Origin of the sequence: Thalassotalea psychrophila (genome assembly GCF_031583595.1) — a bacterium.
Taxonomy (GTDB): domain Bacteria; phylum Pseudomonadota; class Gammaproteobacteria; order Enterobacterales; family Alteromonadaceae; genus Thalassotalea_A; species Thalassotalea_A psychrophila.
Map to the genome: position 1 here is coordinate 3,251,670 of NZ_CP134145.1, position 18,473 is coordinate 3,270,142.

Consider the following 18,473-nt stretch of genomic DNA (forward strand, 5'->3'; position numbering starts at 1 on the left):
CGCAATGACGTGGTTAATTGTTTCTTAGTGTAGCCTGACGCTATACCTAATTCTTACGCGACAACATATATTTAGCAACCGCTAAACGAGTTTCTTCATCTAAGTAATCTTGTGGTGGCATTTCAGGATAGTCATCACGTTTCTTAGTTGGGTTAGCGATATATTCAGCAATACCTTCTGGGTTATCCATATACAATGCTTGGATAATATTAATTGGAGGACCAATCATTCTGTCCGTATAGGTATGACAACCAGTACAAACACCTAAATATGCAATTTTACCACGTTCTGATTTGTCGATAACACGCGCAGGAACTGGCGTGTCTAGCAAGTAAGTTTTAATGTCTTTGGTGTTGGTAAAATCACACTCTTTCCAGCTATTAATACCAGCGGTAACATAACGATGGCGATTGATAATACAACTATCAACTCCTGAACCTGCATTAATAATATCGGCATTACCAGTTTTAAATTCAGTAAGTAGTAACGCTTTAACTTCATCAATGGTGTCATGACCATTGTTCATCATAAAATTATCTAAAATCATAGTACGATCTGAGTTAGGCTCAGATTCAGGATCATTTGAACCTTTACCAAAGTCATTATGACCAGCAATAAGGATACCTGCTGTTTTATTGTTAGTTATAATATTACCTTCAACAATTACTTCATCCCCAGCCCAAATAACGATGCCCGACCCTGCAGGGATCATTCCAACTGTAGAACCTGGAATGGCAAAGTTTTTATGGTTATTATCAACAACAAAGTTATTACGAATAATTACATCGTACGTTGTTTTGATTGGTAGACCAGGAGTTACGAACGCTAAAATACCGCCAGTGTTGTTATGCACATAGTTGTTTTCAACAATGGCATGACGAGAGTTCTCAATTTCAATACCAGCAACACTTTCAAATACGTCGTTATATGACACTTGAATATTATCACTCATGCCAACATATATTGCTGCATCTTCAATACCGGAAATAATGTTGTGATGAACAATACCATTTTTGCCTAATTGCGGGAAAATACCATATACGCCAGTATCAACAATCAAGTTATTGCGAATAATAAAATTATTACCCGCCTGCCCCATAATACCGTTGCCTTTGTAACCAATAATTTTCATATTATCTATTAAAAAATTATTGCCCGAATAAAGTACCGCATCGTTTAATATGCCTTTACCATCTAATGTCGCACGGGCACCTTCTTTTATAACACCAACAATAGAGATGTTTTCTTTATCAACATATACAGTTTCATGGTAAGTACCAGGCATAACCTGAATAGTATCACCTGGGTTAGCCGCTTTAACCGCTGCCATGATAGATTCACCATCATTAACAACTATAACTTCGCCTTTCATTTCTTCAATTACTACAGGATCAGAGTTTAATTCTGCATCTTTAGAAGCATCATAACCACCACTAAAACTTGCTCCACCACTGCTTGACGTTATAACGGCAGCACTGTTTAAACCTCCCCAATAATTGCCAACAGCAAATGCCCCCGCGATTAACACGACACCTAAAATCTTACCTTTACTCATCTTCGTCTCCACTTACTGTAATGTTATTTTGTTGTTTTTGTTTTTGTTGTGCATATTTCCTGTCAATTACCGGTAAACCAGAAGGCAGTTTTGTTGGTAATTTCGGTGTTAAACTTTCATCAGTTAATGTTTGTAAGAACTCAACAATTAGATCAAGTTCTTTATCTTGCAAATCTGGCTCCCAGATATGCCAATGGATAAGAAGGTCTTCACCTTCAGGAATAGCGTGGCCTCGGCCTTTATTATAAAACTCGGTTGCTTCACGCAAATCTTTCATTCCTCCAGAATGCATGTAAGGAGCTGTTTTTGCAATATTGCGCAGAGTTGGTACTTTAAAGCCACCACGATTCTTTTTATTGTTAAAGGTTTTTTCAGCGCCAATATCAAATGGCATACCTTCTGGGTCTGGGGTACCAATTACAGCAATTTGATTGTTGGTAAATAATGGTGGTTGGTGACATTCGGCACATCGTGCGACAAAAGATCGAAATATATTTAAGCCTTTGATCTCGTTTTCATTTAGCGCATCATGATGACCATGGGCATATTGATCATAACGTGAGTTTAAAGATATTAGTGTACTTTGAAATGCTGCTAATGAGGCACTGATATCAGCAATCGATATTTTATCACTATTTGGAAAAGCGACTTTAAACATGTCTAGGTACACCGGAATTGCATTAAGTGTTTTTAGCAGATGCTCTGGTGAATTACCCATTTCTTTGGCATCGAACAATGGCCCTACGGCTTGTTCTTCCAATGTATCGGCACGACCATCCCAGAAAAATTTATCTAAAAACGCAACATTCCAAAGTGTTGGTGCACTTCGACCAACTTTTTCACCAGTAATACCAATGCTTCTGTCTAAGTCATCGCTAAAGCCTTTTTCTGGCTGATGGCAGCTTGCACAAGATATGCTGTTATCTTTAGACAGAGCAGGGTCAAAAAATAAATAACGACCTAAATCAATCTGTGCAGGAGTAAAACCATCTCTATGTTTTGGCAAAGATGTTTGTGTACCGCCTAAACCTCGGCCTTGTACCGAATTATAAAATTGGTACATATTTCTTAGTTCACAAGTACCATCTTCCATCAATTCAAAACTTGGTGGACAGGTTTTCTTTAGAGTAAATTCTGCACGATATTTTGAATTAGGCTCTGTATTCAATTTTGTATTAGCGGCTGCATTAACACTAAATAAAAATGAAAAAATAACGGATAATAACAGTGCAACAATACTGTTTGAGTTAAAATTTATCATGACTTAGTTAACTGGCAATGTATTTATGAAAGCGACAATATCAGCAAGATCAGAGTCTTTTTGTACTGTACCTGCCATCATCTTCATTTGACGGCCATATTTGTCATCAACGTGGTAGCCGCGATTAGAACTTTGATAGTTTTTAATTTGAGTGGTTAAATAGCCAGTTGATAAAAGGCTTAAATTTGGTGCTTTTAAATTTTTATTACCTTGAGCATCTTTACCATGACAACCGCCGCAAACCGCATTGTATTTATTATCGCCATTGCGCAAATCAGCAGACAATGTTTCGGTAACTTTAACTTTTTCTAAAGATGCCAAATAACTACTTACATCTTCAATCGCCGCCTCATCAGTTAACAAGTTCGCCATGGCAACCATTTGTTGACCAAGCTTATCATTTGCTTGAGCGCCGCGTTTACCATCTTTAAAATTTTGTATTTGAGCAGATAAATACCACTGATATTGACCTGCTAACGTTGGTGCATTTAATTTGTCATTACCCTGTGCTTTATCACCATGACAACTTATACAAGATTGATATAGTTGTTCACCTTTTTTTATATCGCCCTGCGCAACAGAGTGGGCTGAGATAACAAATGCAATAAAAATGAACATTGATTTGCTTAAAGTTTGAAAATAAGTTGTCATCGGCAGCGCTCTTTTAATAATTAAATAGATACATCAGTATCAGTTCACTTACCATAGTATAAATGTGGCCATTGATGCTTATTTATTTCTAAAAAAAGCTGACGGATTATTAAAAAAAGCTAATTAATTACTTATTTAAGCTGACTGATTCTTACGAAACTCAGTAGGTGTAGCGTTATGTGTCATTTTAAAGGCTTTATTGAATGAGCTAAGTGAGCGAAAGCCACTATCCAATGCCAGAGTTAAAATAGGCGTAGATTTATAGGTTTCACTGATCAATTTTTCACTGACTTCTGTGATTCGATAATGATTTAAAAAGTCATTAAAGTTTCGATAGCCTAAAGCACCGTTAATAATAGTTCTTAATTTATATTCTTGAATTGCAACATGACTTGCCAATTTCGAAATGGTAATGCCTTCTTGTCGATATAAGCATTCTTCTGTCATTACGCTTTTAAGTTTAACGAGTTCATTTTTAAACTCAACAGGGGTTTCTTCAATTTGATTCGATTTAGGAGGCTCAAACAGACTGGTTAGCTTTGGCGTAAATAAATAGAAATTTAAGCCGCTAATTAACGCCGCCAACATTAACATTTCAAATGTATTTAACCATGGCCAATTTATTTGCAGCACTTGCCCTAATATGATCACTAAAATAATGTAAGTTGCAGTCACGCTTATCACTGCCCCTCGAATGATACGACGCTCTTTCACTAAGTCATTACGCCAGCATTTAATCGCAAACAATAAAGCAAAGCACACTAGTCCGATATCAACTAGCAATGCAATGTTTATTAAAACTATGATAAATAAATCAGCTTGGTTAATGCCGAATATCTGCAGTAACTTCGCTATAAACAAAATAACAGCAGGAGTTACAGCAAAGCCATAATGCTTGGCTTTAATAATATGATGATCACTAAATACACTCAGTCCGACCAAAAAGAATATGCCTGGTAATAAATTACTGGCAAAGAAAGTCACCCACCAAATAACGTTATAAGGCTCAATTGAAAAGAAAATACTAGGTAACAAGTAGAAACCAGCAACTAGCATAAGAGCACAATACAATTTCACCTGTTCATTGTCTTTCGCCTTTGGTAGCAAAAGCATAAATGCCATTACAATTTGTGCGAAAGCAAATAAAGCAAAAAATAGAGTAAAGCTAGAAAAAGAAAGATTTATCATCAGTTTTTATAATTTATTATATTGTCGCTAAGGTTATCACCGCCATCAGAGACACGCTAGTATTTATTAGCTTGCACTTGTTAACAACAAGTAAATTCAGACTGTTTTATGACCACTTTTCAAACAACCATTTGAAATAATCGTTTAATAGGTTGACAACCGATTGTTAATTTGAAAGATTATAAAGGTCCTACCACTTGAATCAATTTTTTAGTGGAACAGAATTTACAGTTCTGAAGACTTTTAAAACAGTGAAAACCACGGACGGTAACCTTATGTAAAAAGCCCTAATATTGAAAAATATTAGGGCTTTTTCTTTTTTTAAATCTAGGTAGGATTAAAACATAAATAAAAATAAACCACCCTAAGGTGGTTTATCGTATATCTAGGTATCGCTAGGAGTTAAAATGAGTATTTAACATCAACACCAGCTTCCATACCTCTATTTACACTCGTATAGCCTGTGCCTAAAATATCTTTAGTACGACCGCCTGGGCCACCACTATAACGGTTATCCATTAAGTTTTTACCCCAAAGGCCAATTTCTATACTGTCACTATCACTTATCCAAGAAATACGGGCATTCAACAGTTCAGTGTCATCAAAGTAGTGTGGAATATCATTAACCCACTCATCTTCACCAATAATTGCGCCGCGAGCATTTTCTCTAAATACGTAATCAACATGAATAATGGTAGTACCAAAGCCTAAATCAGGGATCCAGTCAGCTTTAAGGGTATACGATGTATTGGTATCGCTGCTGCTGCTCCCTGCAGGAATTAACGTGCCACTATCATTATAAAATTCATCTGACTCAGTATCAGTACTACGAACTTCAGTAACAAAGCCAGTGGCAAATGTTTCTGTAACCTGCCAATCCATGCCAAGCTCAAAACCGTCAATTTCTACATCTTGGTTAACAATAGTTGGTAACGCTTGTGCTTGATCGGGTTGTTTAGAAGAACGACTGGTTTGTTGATCATCCAAAATATTGTGAAACATTGAGAACGTTGTTCTTAAGCTGTCTGACAAAATACCTTTATAACCAAGTTCAATGTTAACCGACTCTTCAGGCTCAAATGATACATCAACAACATCACCCGTTTCAGGATCAATAATAATTGAACCATCGCTTTCACTATGTGGCGATGCTAAAGAATCAAAACCACCGGCTTTATATCCTGTTGCAACTGAGGCAAATACCATATGGTCATCATTTATCTGATAACCCGTACCAACACGGCCAGTGGTTTTACTCCAAGAATTTGATTGCCACAACTCATCTCGAGCAGGGAATAAAACATTGCTCACTCCAGGACGTACTTCGGCAAACTGAGTTTCTGTCACTTCCCATGAAAAGTCTTTATCATCTTCAGAGTAACGAACACCGAAGAACACGTTCCATTGGTCGGTTAACTGAAAATCAAAATCTGAATAAATACCGTAACTGGTAAATTCGCCGTTATTGATAAAGTTCTCAGACCACATCTGGCCTGTATAACTAGGGCCAAATATTTCTGCTACACCTAAACCTATAGAAGCCACATCATAAGTAACATCGCCAGTTGCACGAACAAAATCAGCGGTCATCGGAGTTCCTGCTGGAACCATACCTAAACTGGCTAGGTAAGCCATAATGTTGTCAGCCTCCCCCATTACCTCTAAAGCACTCACCCATTGTTCCGCATTCCAAGTATGCTCTAACGGTAGGCCTAAACTTTGCATTGTTTGGTCAACAAAAGAATCAGGTATATCTTCTGGCGCTATACCAATAGCTCCCGATATTTCTTCTCTTACGCCGGCCTCTATTTGACCGTTAAATTCAGTTGAAAGTAAACGGGTTACTGTGTCAGTGGTAGTATTGATAAACGTAGTTTGATGCACATTTTCTTTTGAATAAGTTAATCCGCCAACATAGTTAAATGAGTCAGTGTTATAGTTAATTTGTAACTCGTTATAGAAAATGTCTGAATCTTCATGGTTATCGGTATCTAAATAACGAGTGATATCTTGTGTGCCATCTTCATCAATACGGTTATTTGTTTCCCATTCTCGAAAACTTGAGATAAGTTTCATTGACCATTGATCATTAAATTCATGCTCAACTTTCAACGTTGTTGCGGTCATGTCTCGGCTTTCACCACCATTTACAACATCATTGGCAAACGTATCAGCAAACGGGTCTTGTGGGTTCTCTGCGTATTCGCTTAAGCCAATTGCACCACCTGGGCCTTGATCTAATTTATCCCAATCATATGAAACCTGAACATTAGTTCTGCTACTCACATCCCATTTAACTGCGATACGAGCTGCTTGATGATCTTTTTCACCATCATCCCAAACTTTTTCACCGGTATTTAGTGGTGAATCAGCAACGTTATCGGCAAAACCCTCTTGCGTATTGGTTAAGGCGTTAATACGAACATAAACATTATCAGTAATACCGAAGTTAACCATACCTTCAATACGTTGAAGATTATCGGTACCAGCAGTACCTTTGATAAAGCCTTCAAACTCTTCTTGAGGTGCATTAGGGATCATATTAACAACCCCCATTGCCGCATTTTTACCAAACAGCGTACCTTGTGGGCCTTTTAATACTTCAACGCGCTGCATATCAGAAAACAAAACGTTTTGCGCGGCACGTGGCATGTATACGCCGTCAAAGAATGTGGCCGTAGAGGGATCGCCACCAACACTAATGTTAGGGCTAGAAACACCACGCATGGTAACACCAGCTTGAGTCACGTCACCATCACCAAACTCAAAGCCAGGAATAAACTTATCAATATCGCTCAACATTATTGAGCCACTTTGTTTGATAGTTTCTGCGGATATACTATCTACTGTTACCGGCACTTTCATTACGTTTTGCGTACGTTTTTGCGCGGTTACGACAATTACGTCGTCGAGATCTTCTTTCTCTACGGAGGCTTCTTCAGCTGAAAAACTGGCGAATGAAGTTACAGCTAGTGCAGCGGCAACAGTCTGAGCGATTAGGTGTTTTCGAAAATTAGCGCTCGAATTTTCCTGGATAATTTGTAATGACACGTTTTCTTCCCCAATGTATATTTTTTATTTTTATCATCGGTTCTGAAGCTTTTATTATTAGTGATAGACAATCATTGTCTTGATCATATAATTACTTGATGTAAACGTGATGTAAAGCTTTTTTTGGACTGAATACCAATTTCATTAAGTTTATGATCTTGTTGTGCGCAGGAAAAATATATCAAGGCAAGGCGCTCGATTGACCAATAGCTGGCTATTGGGAATGAGAGCAACGCCGCCTTGGGGTATTTTAACCAGCACAAGTGGGCAATAACTTAGTGAGATTGGTATAAACCAATTAGCCCCATAGGGAATAAAATTAAATGAATAACACCATCGTTAAAATGTTAATACCCAGCGCACTATTGTTGTTATTAATCAGCTGTTCAGAAGCTAAATTATCTAGACTCTCCTATGATGCTAAAATATTGGCGTTTGGCGACAGCCTTACTGCAGGTAAAGGTGTACAACAGCAATTTAGTTACCCTAACATTTTGTCTAACCTCTCTAATTTAGACGTTATTAATGCCGGTGTATCTGGTGAATTAACCAGTGCTGGATTACAACGTTTACCAAAAATATTAGCCGAAAACTCTGTTGATATAATGATCTTATTAGAAGGAGGTAATGACATCATCCAAAACAAAAACTTGGCAACAACTAAAGCAAATTTAGCCCAAATGATCGAGTTAGCCCAAAAAGATGAAATAGAGGTTGTACTAATAGGCGTTCCCAAAAAATCATTATTTTCTTCTAGTGCTGATATTTATCATGAACTTGCTGAGCAATATAATTTAGTATTGGAAGATGAAATTATCGCGGACTTACTGAGAAGCCCGTCATTAAAGTCCGACTCTGTACACTTTAATAAGCAAGGATATACAGAATTAGCGATTAGAATACATGAACTTTTGCAAGATACGGGTGCTTTATAGGCTTAAAGGTCCATTTGTACAAATTTAAACAATTTAATTTGAGCGTTTCTATCCAATAAAATTTCTTTTAGCGATAACCACTTAGCTATATTGTTGGTCTACAGAGTAGTACTGTTCAAAAATCATACTATTGTAATCTTTATAACAAACTATTAACCTATCGCCATATTTTGTAAACCATGTAATTTATTACCATAATTCATCTGAGAGGTCGTATGGGCTTAGTTTGTCGTAATCGTAGGCAGTTTTTTCGTAAAGTAACTGGCGTTGTTGCCATTGGCGCAACTGCACCTATGTTTAGTAAAACAGCTCATGCATCATTAAATAATGATCAATCAATAAGACGATTAGCATTATACAATCGTCATACTGGTGAACGTACTCAAGGTGTATTTTACGCCAACGGTGTATTTCAAAATGATGTTCTAAAAGCGTTTGATCAAAACTTACGCGATCACCGCCAAAATGAGGCGGCTCCTATGGACAGAAGGTTATTTAACTTTCTTCACCAAATTCAGCAGCGCCTTGGTACAGATAACGAAATTCATATTATTTCTGGTTACCGTTCACCAAAAACCAACGCTATGTTAGCTGGACAAAGTACTAAAGTAGCGAAGAAAAGTTTCCACATGAAAGGCATGGCGATAGATTTCGCTATTCCAGGTATTGACTTAAAACTAGTCCGTGACACGGCAAAATCTTTAAAGCTTGGCGGTGTTGGTTATTATCCAAACTCTGGTTTTGTTCATATTGATACAGCTTGGGTTCGAAGCTGGTAGTTCAGAATTACTAACAACTAAACTATTTTCTATAATAATGTCGGATTTTCGCGAGAAGGTTCGACATTTTTGTTTTATCATAACTCTAATATTAATTATCTGGCTCAATAATGAAATTAGATCCCCAAGTTTGCATGCAAGCAAGACTGTCTCGTGATTCTCGCTTTGATGGCAAATTTTATACGGCTGTTATCACCACAGGCATTTATTGCCGTCCTACTTGCCCAGCAGGCCCTGCCCATGAAAAAAATGTCAGCTATTACCAAAGTGCGGCCCAAGCTGAATTTAACGGCTACCAGCCTTGTAAACGTTGTAAGCCAGAGCTGTCTCCAAACCAGCCATTACCGAAAACGATAGACCAAGCATTAACATTAATAACTATAGAACCACAAATTCATGTAGCCGATTTAGCCATAAGAATAGGCTTAAGTGAACGCCAGTTGCAACGCCTATTTAACGATAATTTAGGCGTATCACCAAATACGTTTATAAACCAAAAGCGTCAAATTAATGCTCGTAATTTATTAATTAGCTCAACAATACCGTTTGCTGATGTTGCGTTAATCAGTGGGTTTGGCAGTGTGCGCAGTTTTAATGATCATATCAAACAGCAATATAAATTAACGCCAAGTGAGCTTAGGGAAAGTAGCAAACAAGAAAAGGTAAATCATTTAAAACTACAGTTAGCATATAGTGGCGATTTAAATTGGCCATTAATGCTGAGTTTTTTCAAAGCTCGACAAATACCAGGCGTAGAAGCGGTAACTGATAAATATCGTCGTACCATAAACATCGATAACTGTACCGGCTGGATTGCAGTCAGTAAACCCGATAATGGCAATTATTTATCAGTCGACATTTGGGTTAATGATTTTTCTAAATTAGCTGAAATCATTAGCCGAGTAAGAAAAATGTTTGATCTAGATTGCAATCTAAACTTGATTAGAACAAACCTTGCGAAACACCAAATTTTAAAACCTATTATTGATGACTACCCAGGATTACGACTTCCTGGGTGTTGGGATATTTTTGAATTTTCAATTAGAGCTATTTTAGGGCAACAAATATCGGTCAAAGCTGCGACGACCTTGGCTGGACGTATTGCCGAGAAATTCTCAACACCAATAACAAATTTGAATACTGAGTCACATTATCCACAAGGCTTGTCGATATTATTTCCAAGTGCAGAAACACTTGCTACGGTTAGTTTCGATGACATTGGCATAACCAACACTAGGCAACAAACATTACATACCTGGATAGAGTTCTTTATTGCTAATAAGTCATTATTTAATAATCCCAAAGATACTGAAAGTTTTGAAAAAACGCTATGCGAACTTAAAGGTATTGGTCCTTGGACAGCGAACTACATGGCGATGCGTGGTCTAAGTTTACCTGATGCATTTCCAGCAGCAGACCTTGGTTTGATCAAGGCACTCTCAAATAAGCCCCAATTGAGACATGAATTAAAACTTGCCGATGACAAACAACTAACCGGTAAACAAATATTAACGATTGCTGAATCATGGCGACCTTGGCGTGCCTATGCAGCCATTTATTTATGGCAGTCATTATCGACCAACCAAGAATAAAAGAAGATAAATATATGAAAAATTACTACGATATTCTCTCTACTAATTGCGGCGATGTAGCCATAGTGGCTAACGAAGTTGGTATTGTTGAGGTTGCATTTCAACAAGGTAAGGTAGCAGTAGGTATTAATAACGAATACCAATTATTTGATGAAAATGCCCCACTACATTTAGCTCAAGCGAAACAGCAATTAGCTGAATATTTTGCAGGTTCTAGAAAATATTTTGATGTACCTTTAGCTCAAAATGGCACTGTATTTCAAAGTAAAGTATGGCAAGAGTTAACCAACATTCCTTTTGGCAAAACCATCAATTATGGTCAACTAGCCAAGAACATAAATAACCCAAAAGCGGTTCGTGCCGTAGGCACAGCTAATGGTGCGAATAAAATCGCCATTATTGTGCCCTGCCATCGAGTTATTGGCAGTGACAAAAAACTAACGGGATATGCCGGTGGCATGGGAATTAAAGCCAAATTATTGATGCTTGAAGGTGCGCACTTTAAAGTGTAATCTGCTTCTTCTTTTATATTTAAGTTTAGTAATTAATAAAGTATTTTATGACCGACGTTATCGTAGTTTTGGCCTTTGCACTATTAATTTGGATGATGTGGCGCTTATACCAAGCAAAACAATACAACAAATTTATTGACTGGCTTAATGTTGAAGTTAAGCCACAGCTGTTAGTAAAAATTGCCGAAGAACTAGAAGAAAACCGTAGTGCTGATTTACCTAATAATGAATGCCATCAACAGGCGGCAATATATTTTTATCAGCAATACCCTGTGAGAATTTTTGAAGCTGCAGTTGCGCGAGAAATTATTGATAAGAGTTGGTTTTCAAATAAGAAAAACAAACGGCACGCTTCACATTTACTTTTTATTCAAAGCCCATATAGAATAAAAGCTTAAAAATAAGAGTTATTTTTAAGCTTTAAATTTATGCCACGAAGTGGTTTTATAGAAATGCCCAGCAGATCTATTTATATTAGCGTTTCTTACGACGTGTCTGCTGTGCACCTTGAGTAATTCGTTGTTGATGTTTTTTCACATTTTTACGAATTTTACGACTCTTGTTATTATCGATTTTCTTCTCATCTACTTTTACTTTCGATTGAGTTTCTACCTCTAAGCCTACTAATTTACGATAATAGTTTACGTCTTTTAAACCGAGTTCAACCCAGCCACCAAGTGGCAAACGTCGCTCCATAGCAAGATCGCCATAACGAACTCGAATTAAGCGTGACACTTGCACTTCTTGGCTTTCCCATAAACGACGAACTTCACGATTTCGCCCTTCACTTAACACTACATGAAACCAATGATTTCGGCCTTCACCGCCTTTGTAAGTGATTTTATCAAATTTGGCCATGCCATCTTCAAGTTTTACTCCGTGGCGCAAGGTTTGCAGCATAGCTTCATTAATTTCACCAAACACCCGCACAGCATATTCGCGTTCAACTTCGTGCGATGGGTGCATTAAGCGGTTAGCTAGCTCACCATCATTAGTAAAAATAAGCATACCTGAGGTATTAATATCTAAACGACCAACAGCGACCCAGCGACTACCATCAATACGAGGTAAACGATCAAATACCGTTGGACGACCTTCAGGATCTTTGCGAGTACACATTTCACCTTCAGGTTTGTTGTATACCAAAACACGGCAAGCTTGCTCTTCAATAGTAGCAATTTTTACTAAATGACCATCCAGGCGAATTTGTTCATTACCCTCAACGCGATCACCAAGATAGGCAACTGTACCGTTTACACTTACACGACCACTACTGATTACGGTTTCCATTTCACGGCGAGATCCTTGACCTGCGCGTGCTAGTACTTTCTGTAATTTTTCAGACATTAATTAACTCATTATATTAAGTTGCTTGTTCAGCAACGTTTGCTCTTTCGCCATCGGCGGCGATTTTGAGCTCAGTAACTTCCATCAATTCAGGCAATTCGGCCAATGATTTTAATGAGAAGTAATCGAGAAACTCTTTTGTTGTGCCATACAGTCCCGGCTTACCCGGTACTTCTTTATGACCAACAACGTGGATCCAATCACGTTCTTGCAATGTTCTAATTATATAACTACTTACCGCTACTCCGCGAATATCTTCTATTTCGCCACGGGTTATTGGTTGCCGGTAAGCAATTAATGATAATGTTTCTAGCAACGCGCGAGAATATCGCGGTGCTTTTTCTTTAAATAATAAAGCAATATAGTCGCTATATTGATCTTTTGCTTGAAAACGAAAACCAGAAGCCACTTCAATTAAACTTATTCCGCGCGCATCATAATCGTTTTGCAGCTCATGTAAAATAGCTAATAGACGTTTTTTTGATAACTTTTTCTGATCACTTAATGTTTCTTGAATAGTTTTAACCGATAAAGGCACTTGTGAAACAAATATCATCGCTTCTATCAGTAACTTGATGTCTTGATCGTTATTGTCTTGCATTGTATTTTTTTGCATGATGATTTCTTTTTATTATTCTAAAATTAAGTCAACACAACTTAACCTGAATTTGGCCATAAACCTGTGCTTGTATACATTCAATTAATGACTCTTTTAGCAATTCAAGTATCGCCAAGAACGTAACAACAACACCTTGTTTGCCTTCACTTACGTCAAATAATTGGCTAAATTCAGTATATTCTGTTGAACTTAACATCGCTAAGATTTGACTCATTCGTTCTCGGGTAGATAAAGTTTCACGCTCTATATGATGATGTTCAAATGCAGCAACCCGTTTCATCACTCCCTTTAGCGCCATCACCAACTCTTGTAAATCAACATCAGCCTGCACTAAGCGAGGTTTAAAATTATCAGGCAATTTAGCGGATACTTCAAAGGTGTCGCGTTCCATTCGTGGTAATTGGTCTAATTGCTCGGCGGCCTTTTTAATAACTTCATATTCTTGCAAGCGTCTGATTAATTCAGCACGAGGATCATGTTCATCATCTTCAACATCTGTTTTAGGTAATAATAACCGTGATTTAATTTCAGCTAGTATGGCAGCCATGACTAAGTATTCAGCTGCAAGTTCAAGCTTCACATCTTTCATCAACTCAACATACTCCATATACTGTCGGGTGATTTCGGCTATGGGCAAATCAACAATATCGAACTTTTGTTTGCGTATTAAATATAAAAGTAAATCTAATGGTCCTTCAAATGCTTCAAGGATAATCTCTAAAGCATCTGGGGGAATGAACAAGTCTTGCGGTTTTTCGACAACAGCTTCACCATGGACAACTGCAAGCGGCAAGACCTGCTGAACCATTTCACCAATAGTATTTGCTGTTGCTTTATTATTCATTTATCAATGTTCTTTTAAGTGAATGGCTCAGGATCACCCTCACCAACTCTAGTCACTTGAGGAAAATCTTCAGTAAAATCGACTACAGTGGTTGGTTTTTCACCTAAATAACCACCATTCATGATTAAATCTACCTGTTTTTCTAAATTATCACGAATAATTTCTGGATCAAATTCTGCGGTGTCATTACCAGGCAAAATCAACGTGGTAGACATTAATGGCTCGCCAAGTTCAGCGAGTAAGTCCATGATAATTTTATTATCAGGAATACGAATACCAATGGTCTTTTTCTTCGGGTTTAATAACCGTTTCGGTACTTCTTTGGTACCTTTAAAAATAAAGGTATAAGCACCTGGAGTATTGTTTTTTAGTAGTCGGAAGTTCGAGTTGTCTACTCTTGAATAGGTGGCAAGTTCAGATAAATCGCGACAAATAAGGGTAAAGTTATGCTCTCGATCAATATCTCGAATTCGACAAATTCTATCTAGTGCTTTTTTATCGCCAATATGACAACCAAGCGCATAGCCTGAATCAGTTGGATATACAATGACACCACCTTGTTGAATAATAGCCACGGCCTGTTTTAACAACCTAGGCTGTGGATTATCTGGATGCATGTAAAAAAACTGACTCATAATATTTCCCTATTTAATTCCAATGTTGCCAAACAACATCTAGGTCATCTGGCACAGATAAATTTCGTCCTAGTTCAGTCCAGCGACTAGGAAAGTGAAAATCAGAGCCAACCGAAGCTTTTAATCCATATTGTTTGCACAGCTCAACCGACAATTGCTTTTGTTGGCTGTTCATTTGTGGTGATGCAACTTCCATAGCATCTCCCTTTGCTTCAACAAAATCAATGATTAACCGGCGAATCCACTTTGTTGATAAATCATATTTCATCGGGTGAGCTATTACGCTTTGTCCGCCTGCTTGTTTGATAACATCTATCGCCTGTTCAATACTGCACCATAATGGCTTTACATAAGCACGATTGCCTTTACCAATATATTTATCAAACGCTTTTTGCATGGTACTGACAATGCCGCGGTTATATAATACCCGAGCAAAATGCGCGCGAGTAATGGTACCGCCTTGTGCTAATTCTTTTGCATCAGCGTAGCAATTTTCGACACCAGCTTTAGCAAGCTTTTCAGCCATTAATAATGCTCTGGTTTCTCGTGCTTGCTGCTGCTCGTCAATGAGCTTAAGTAATGCGGGGTTATTTTCATCAACATTTAAACCAACCACATGAATCTCATGATTTTGCCACATGGTTGAAATTTCAATACCGCAAATCAACCGAATGTTAAGATTTTTATCTGCAATATGTTGTTTAGCAATATCGAAAGCTGCAATGGTATCGTGATCGGTTATGGCAAATTGGTCAATTTGATGGTTGCTCGCACGATCTAATAATTCGGCAGGTGTAAGGCGACCGTCGGAGCAATTAGTGTGACTATGAAAGTCTACTCGTATTGATTTGTAACTATTGTCGGTTATTTCACCGCTAACTATTGACTTCATTGACGTTTTGGGTTCTTCTAGGCATATACGTGCTCGTAATGATGATTTTACGTGCAAACCAACTAAATTGGTACTTATAAAATGATATTACAACAAGCAGAGCAATTAACCGGTTTAAATATTTGGTGGTGGCATAACCTTACATAGTGGGTTGTGAGCTTTGCTGTAGGCAAAATTTTAAAAACCCGCTTTCAAAGGCGGGTTTTTTCGTTTTATTCGTTTAGAATATTTCATATTACTAAGAATCACTTAAACTAAAGAGAGAATAGGCATAAAATGTTAATTAATAACGTTAAAACATGGTTTATCTGGTGGCTTCAGCCCCTTTACGCCGGATGACAAAAATAATCCCATTGGGAAAACAAATTACACAAAGGTAAACCATGAATAACACAGTTCAAAATCAATCACAGCTAGGCTTAGTGAACAGCACGATAGTTAATGCTCAGTATCAAGCTGATCCACTAATGCTATATCGCAGCTTAACCGCAGATAAAAGTAATACATTATTATTAGAATCTGCTGAAATATCAGATAAACGAGCTCTCAAAAGTTTATTACTTATTGATTCAGCGGTGAAAATCGTCTGCAATGGCAGTAATGTCTCCATCAACGCAACATCTCTTAATGGCCAAGCCATTATTGCTTATTTAAAGCAGCAATTTACGCAAGCTAGTTACCAAAATAGTGTGACTATTAATAACGCTTCAATTGATTGTTTAGATATTAATTTTTCGACAAGCATTACCGAGCAAGATGAGCTGTCACGCTTATTAGTTGATAATCCAATGCAAGTGCTTAGAGAATTGCAAGCAATTGATTGTCAGCAACAGCATCCATTTTCAGTATTTGTTGGCGGCGCTTTCGCCTTTGATTTAATTTGTATCAGCGAACAGTTGCCCAAGGTGAAAGACAGTAAAAATACTTGCCCTGATTATGTATATTATTTGGCTGAAACCTTAATTATTATTGATCATCAGCAGCAAACCACAGAGTTACTTGGCAACGTTTTTAGCGGTTCTCAGCAAAGTGCTTGTCAGCAGAAAATTGAACAACGCCTAGAACAATTAAAACATATTTGTAAAACACCTATGACTAGCCAAGCCATAGATCTTAAACAAGCAACGCCAACTCAAGTAGAAGTTAATATTTCAGATCAACAATTTTGCCAACAAGTTGAAGATTTGAAAGAGCACATCAGAGCCGGTGATATTTTCCAGGTTGTACCTTCTCGTACATTCTCATTAAGCTGTAGTGATTCATTAAATGCATATCAAGCACTGAAACAAACAAACCCTAGTCCTTACATGTTTTTCTTAAAAGATGATGATTTTGCCCTATTTGGAGCATCGCCAGAGTCTGCATTAAAGTTTACTGCAGAGAATAGACAGGTAGAGATTTACCCAATAGCAGGAACCCGTCCAAGAGGGTTTACCCCTGAAGGTAAATATTCTGCCGATTTAGATGGCCGCATTGAACTTGAACTTAGAAATGATGAAAAAGAAAAAGCCGAACATTTGATGCTGGTTGATCTCGCTCGTAATGACGTTGCCAGGGTTTCAAAAGGCGGTACTCGTCATGTTGCTGAATTACTTAAAGTAGACCGATACTCCCACGTAATGCATTTAGTATCACGAGTAATAGGCACTTTATCTGAAAAATTAGATGCGCTGCATGCGTATCAAGCGTGTATGAATATGGGCACCCTGTCAGGTGCGCCTAAAGTAAAAGCAACCGAATTAATTCGCACGGTAGAAGGCGAACGCCGTGGTAGTTATGGTGGCGCTGTTGGTTATATTAACGGTGGCGGTGATATGGATTCTTGTATTGTTATTCGCTCTGCTTTTGTAAAAAACAACATAGCTTACGTACAAGCCGGTGCGGGGGTTGTTTATGACTCAGACCCACAAGCTGAAGCCGATGAGACCAGACAAAAAGCACAAGCGGTAATTAAAGCTGTACAAATTGCCAATGCTCACTCAAAAGTTATTACAAACACGACTGAGGGAGCAAAATAATGAAAACTAAACTTTATATGCTCGATAACCTAGATTCGTTTACTTACAACTTAGTAGATGAGTTTAAAGCCTTAGGCTTCGAACCTGTCATTTATCGTAATACGGTGTCGGCTGAGTTTATTCACCAAAAAATGCAGCAAGAGCAAGAACCAGTTATTTTAGTCTTGTCACCAGGGCCTGGCGAACCTGCTAATGCAGGCTGTTTAATGGATTTAATCAAACTTTGTTTGGGAACTTACCCTATCTTTGGTATTTGTTTAGGTCATCAAGCGTTAGTTGAGCATTACGGCGGCAAAGTAGATAGAGCAGGTGAAATTGTACACGGTAAAGCATCAAACATAATACACGATGGTAAAGGCCCTTTCACAGGTTTGCCTTCACCATTACCTGTGGCAAGGTATCACTCATTGGTTGCTACCATTATGCCAAACGATTTACAGATGATTGCACATTATCAGCAATTACCTATGGCAATTGCTAATCAACAAGATAAGGTTTTGGGTTTCCAATTTCATCCTGAGTCATTGTTAACCTCAAAAGGCAGTATTTTGATCAAGCAAAGCTTTGAATATTTATTAGGGAAGGACAGTTAAA

The 18,473-nt window shown here is 37.8% G+C and carries 17 protein-coding genes; 7 read left to right on the top strand and 10 right to left on the bottom strand.

Annotation, left to right across the window (positions count from 1 at the left end; translation table 11 throughout):
- Window positions 1-46: 46 nt before the first annotated feature.
- From RGQ13_RS13320 to RGQ13_RS13340, 5 genes are all read right to left on the bottom strand, one after another.
- The gene (locus RGQ13_RS13320; protein ID WP_348390233.1) at window positions 47-1,555 is read right to left on the bottom strand and encodes a parallel beta-helix domain-containing protein; all 1,509 of its coding nucleotides are present in this window, start codon (window positions 1,553-1,555) and stop codon (window positions 47-49) included.
- Window positions 1,548-2,816, bottom strand: coding sequence for a cytochrome-c peroxidase (locus tag RGQ13_RS13325; RefSeq protein WP_348390234.1), 1,269 nt, complete (start codon window positions 2,814-2,816; stop codon window positions 1,548-1,550). The genes RGQ13_RS13320 and RGQ13_RS13325 overlap by 8 nt, the downstream gene beginning before the upstream one ends.
- Before the next feature lie 3 nt (window positions 2,817-2,819).
- Window positions 2,820-3,434, bottom strand: a complete 615-nt coding sequence (locus RGQ13_RS13330; RefSeq protein ID WP_348390235.1) for a c-type cytochrome — start codon at window positions 3,432-3,434, stop codon at window positions 2,820-2,822.
- A gap of 168 nt (window positions 3,435-3,602) precedes the next feature.
- Complete coding sequence (locus tag RGQ13_RS13335; RefSeq protein ID WP_348390236.1) at window positions 3,603-4,655, bottom strand: helix-turn-helix domain-containing protein; 1,053 nt, start codon at window positions 4,653-4,655, stop codon at window positions 3,603-3,605.
- A gap of 402 nt (window positions 4,656-5,057) precedes the next feature.
- Window positions 5,058-7,706 carry a TonB-dependent receptor gene (locus RGQ13_RS13340; RefSeq protein ID WP_348390237.1) on the bottom strand — a complete coding sequence of 883 codons (2,649 nt, stop codon included), beginning with the start codon at window positions 7,704-7,706 and terminating at the stop codon, window positions 5,058-5,060.
- Between the two features lie 323 nt (window positions 7,707-8,029).
- On the opposite strand from RGQ13_RS13340, the gene RGQ13_RS13345 reads away from it, so the two are divergent.
- The 5 genes from RGQ13_RS13345 (at window position 8,030) to RGQ13_RS13365 (ending at window position 11,922) form a co-directional block, all read left to right on the top strand.
- Window positions 8,030-8,641, top strand: a complete 612-nt coding sequence (locus RGQ13_RS13345; protein WP_348390238.1) for a GDSL-type esterase/lipase family protein — start codon at window positions 8,030-8,032, stop codon at window positions 8,639-8,641.
- Between the two features lie 215 nt (window positions 8,642-8,856).
- A complete protein-coding gene (locus RGQ13_RS13350; protein WP_348390239.1) occupies window positions 8,857-9,420 on the top strand; it encodes a DUF882 domain-containing protein in 564 nt (187 codons plus the stop codon).
- 110 nt (window positions 9,421-9,530) lie between these two features.
- Entirely contained in the window at window positions 9,531-11,012 is a 1,482-nt protein-coding gene (locus RGQ13_RS13355) for a DNA-3-methyladenine glycosylase 2 family protein (RefSeq protein WP_348390240.1), read from the top strand.
- 14 nt (window positions 11,013-11,026) lie between these two features.
- On the top strand, window positions 11,027-11,524 hold the full coding sequence (locus tag RGQ13_RS13360; RefSeq protein ID WP_348390241.1) for a methylated-DNA--[protein]-cysteine S-methyltransferase: 498 nt from the start codon (window positions 11,027-11,029) through the stop codon (window positions 11,522-11,524).
- A 47-nt stretch (window positions 11,525-11,571) separates the two neighbouring features.
- Window positions 11,572-11,922, top strand: coding sequence for a hypothetical protein (locus RGQ13_RS13365; RefSeq protein ID WP_348390242.1), 351 nt, complete (start codon window positions 11,572-11,574; stop codon window positions 11,920-11,922).
- Between the two features lie 76 nt (window positions 11,923-11,998).
- On the opposite strand, the gene rluB is transcribed toward RGQ13_RS13365, so the two are convergent.
- From rluB to rnm, 5 genes are read right to left on the bottom strand one after another with little or no spacing between them, the layout of a single operon-like run.
- Window positions 11,999-12,871, bottom strand: a complete 873-nt coding sequence (gene rluB / locus RGQ13_RS13370) for a 23S rRNA pseudouridine(2605) synthase RluB (protein ID WP_348390243.1) — start codon at window positions 12,869-12,871, stop codon at window positions 11,999-12,001.
- Window positions 12,872-12,887: 16 nt separating this feature from the next.
- The gene (gene scpB, locus RGQ13_RS13375; RefSeq protein ID WP_348390244.1) at window positions 12,888-13,487 is read right to left on the bottom strand and encodes an SMC-Scp complex subunit ScpB; all 600 of its coding nucleotides are present in this window, start codon (window positions 13,485-13,487) and stop codon (window positions 12,888-12,890) included.
- A gap of 31 nt (window positions 13,488-13,518) precedes the next feature.
- The gene (locus RGQ13_RS13380; RefSeq protein WP_348390245.1) at window positions 13,519-14,334 is read right to left on the bottom strand and encodes a segregation and condensation protein A; all 816 of its coding nucleotides are present in this window, start codon (window positions 14,332-14,334) and stop codon (window positions 13,519-13,521) included.
- A 14-nt stretch (window positions 14,335-14,348) separates the two neighbouring features.
- The gene (locus RGQ13_RS13385; RefSeq protein WP_348390246.1) at window positions 14,349-14,969 is read right to left on the bottom strand and encodes an L-threonylcarbamoyladenylate synthase; all 621 of its coding nucleotides are present in this window, start codon (window positions 14,967-14,969) and stop codon (window positions 14,349-14,351) included.
- Window positions 14,970-14,982: 13 nt separating this feature from the next.
- Window positions 14,983-15,861: an RNase RNM gene (gene rnm / locus RGQ13_RS13390; RefSeq protein WP_348390247.1), complete on the bottom strand. Its 879-nt coding sequence runs from the start codon at window positions 15,859-15,861 to the stop codon at window positions 14,983-14,985.
- Between the two features lie 383 nt (window positions 15,862-16,244).
- Between rnm and RGQ13_RS13395 the strand changes: the two genes are divergently transcribed.
- Both RGQ13_RS13395 and RGQ13_RS13400 read left to right on the top strand, forming a co-directional pair.
- Complete coding sequence (locus tag RGQ13_RS13395; RefSeq protein WP_348390248.1) at window positions 16,245-17,879, top strand: anthranilate synthase component 1; 1,635 nt, start codon at window positions 16,245-16,247, stop codon at window positions 17,877-17,879.
- A complete protein-coding gene (locus RGQ13_RS13400; protein WP_348390249.1) occupies window positions 17,879-18,472 on the top strand; it encodes an aminodeoxychorismate/anthranilate synthase component II in 594 nt (197 codons plus the stop codon). Before RGQ13_RS13395 ends, RGQ13_RS13400 begins: the two co-directional genes overlap by 1 nt.
- Window position 18,473: the final 1 nt, after the last annotated feature.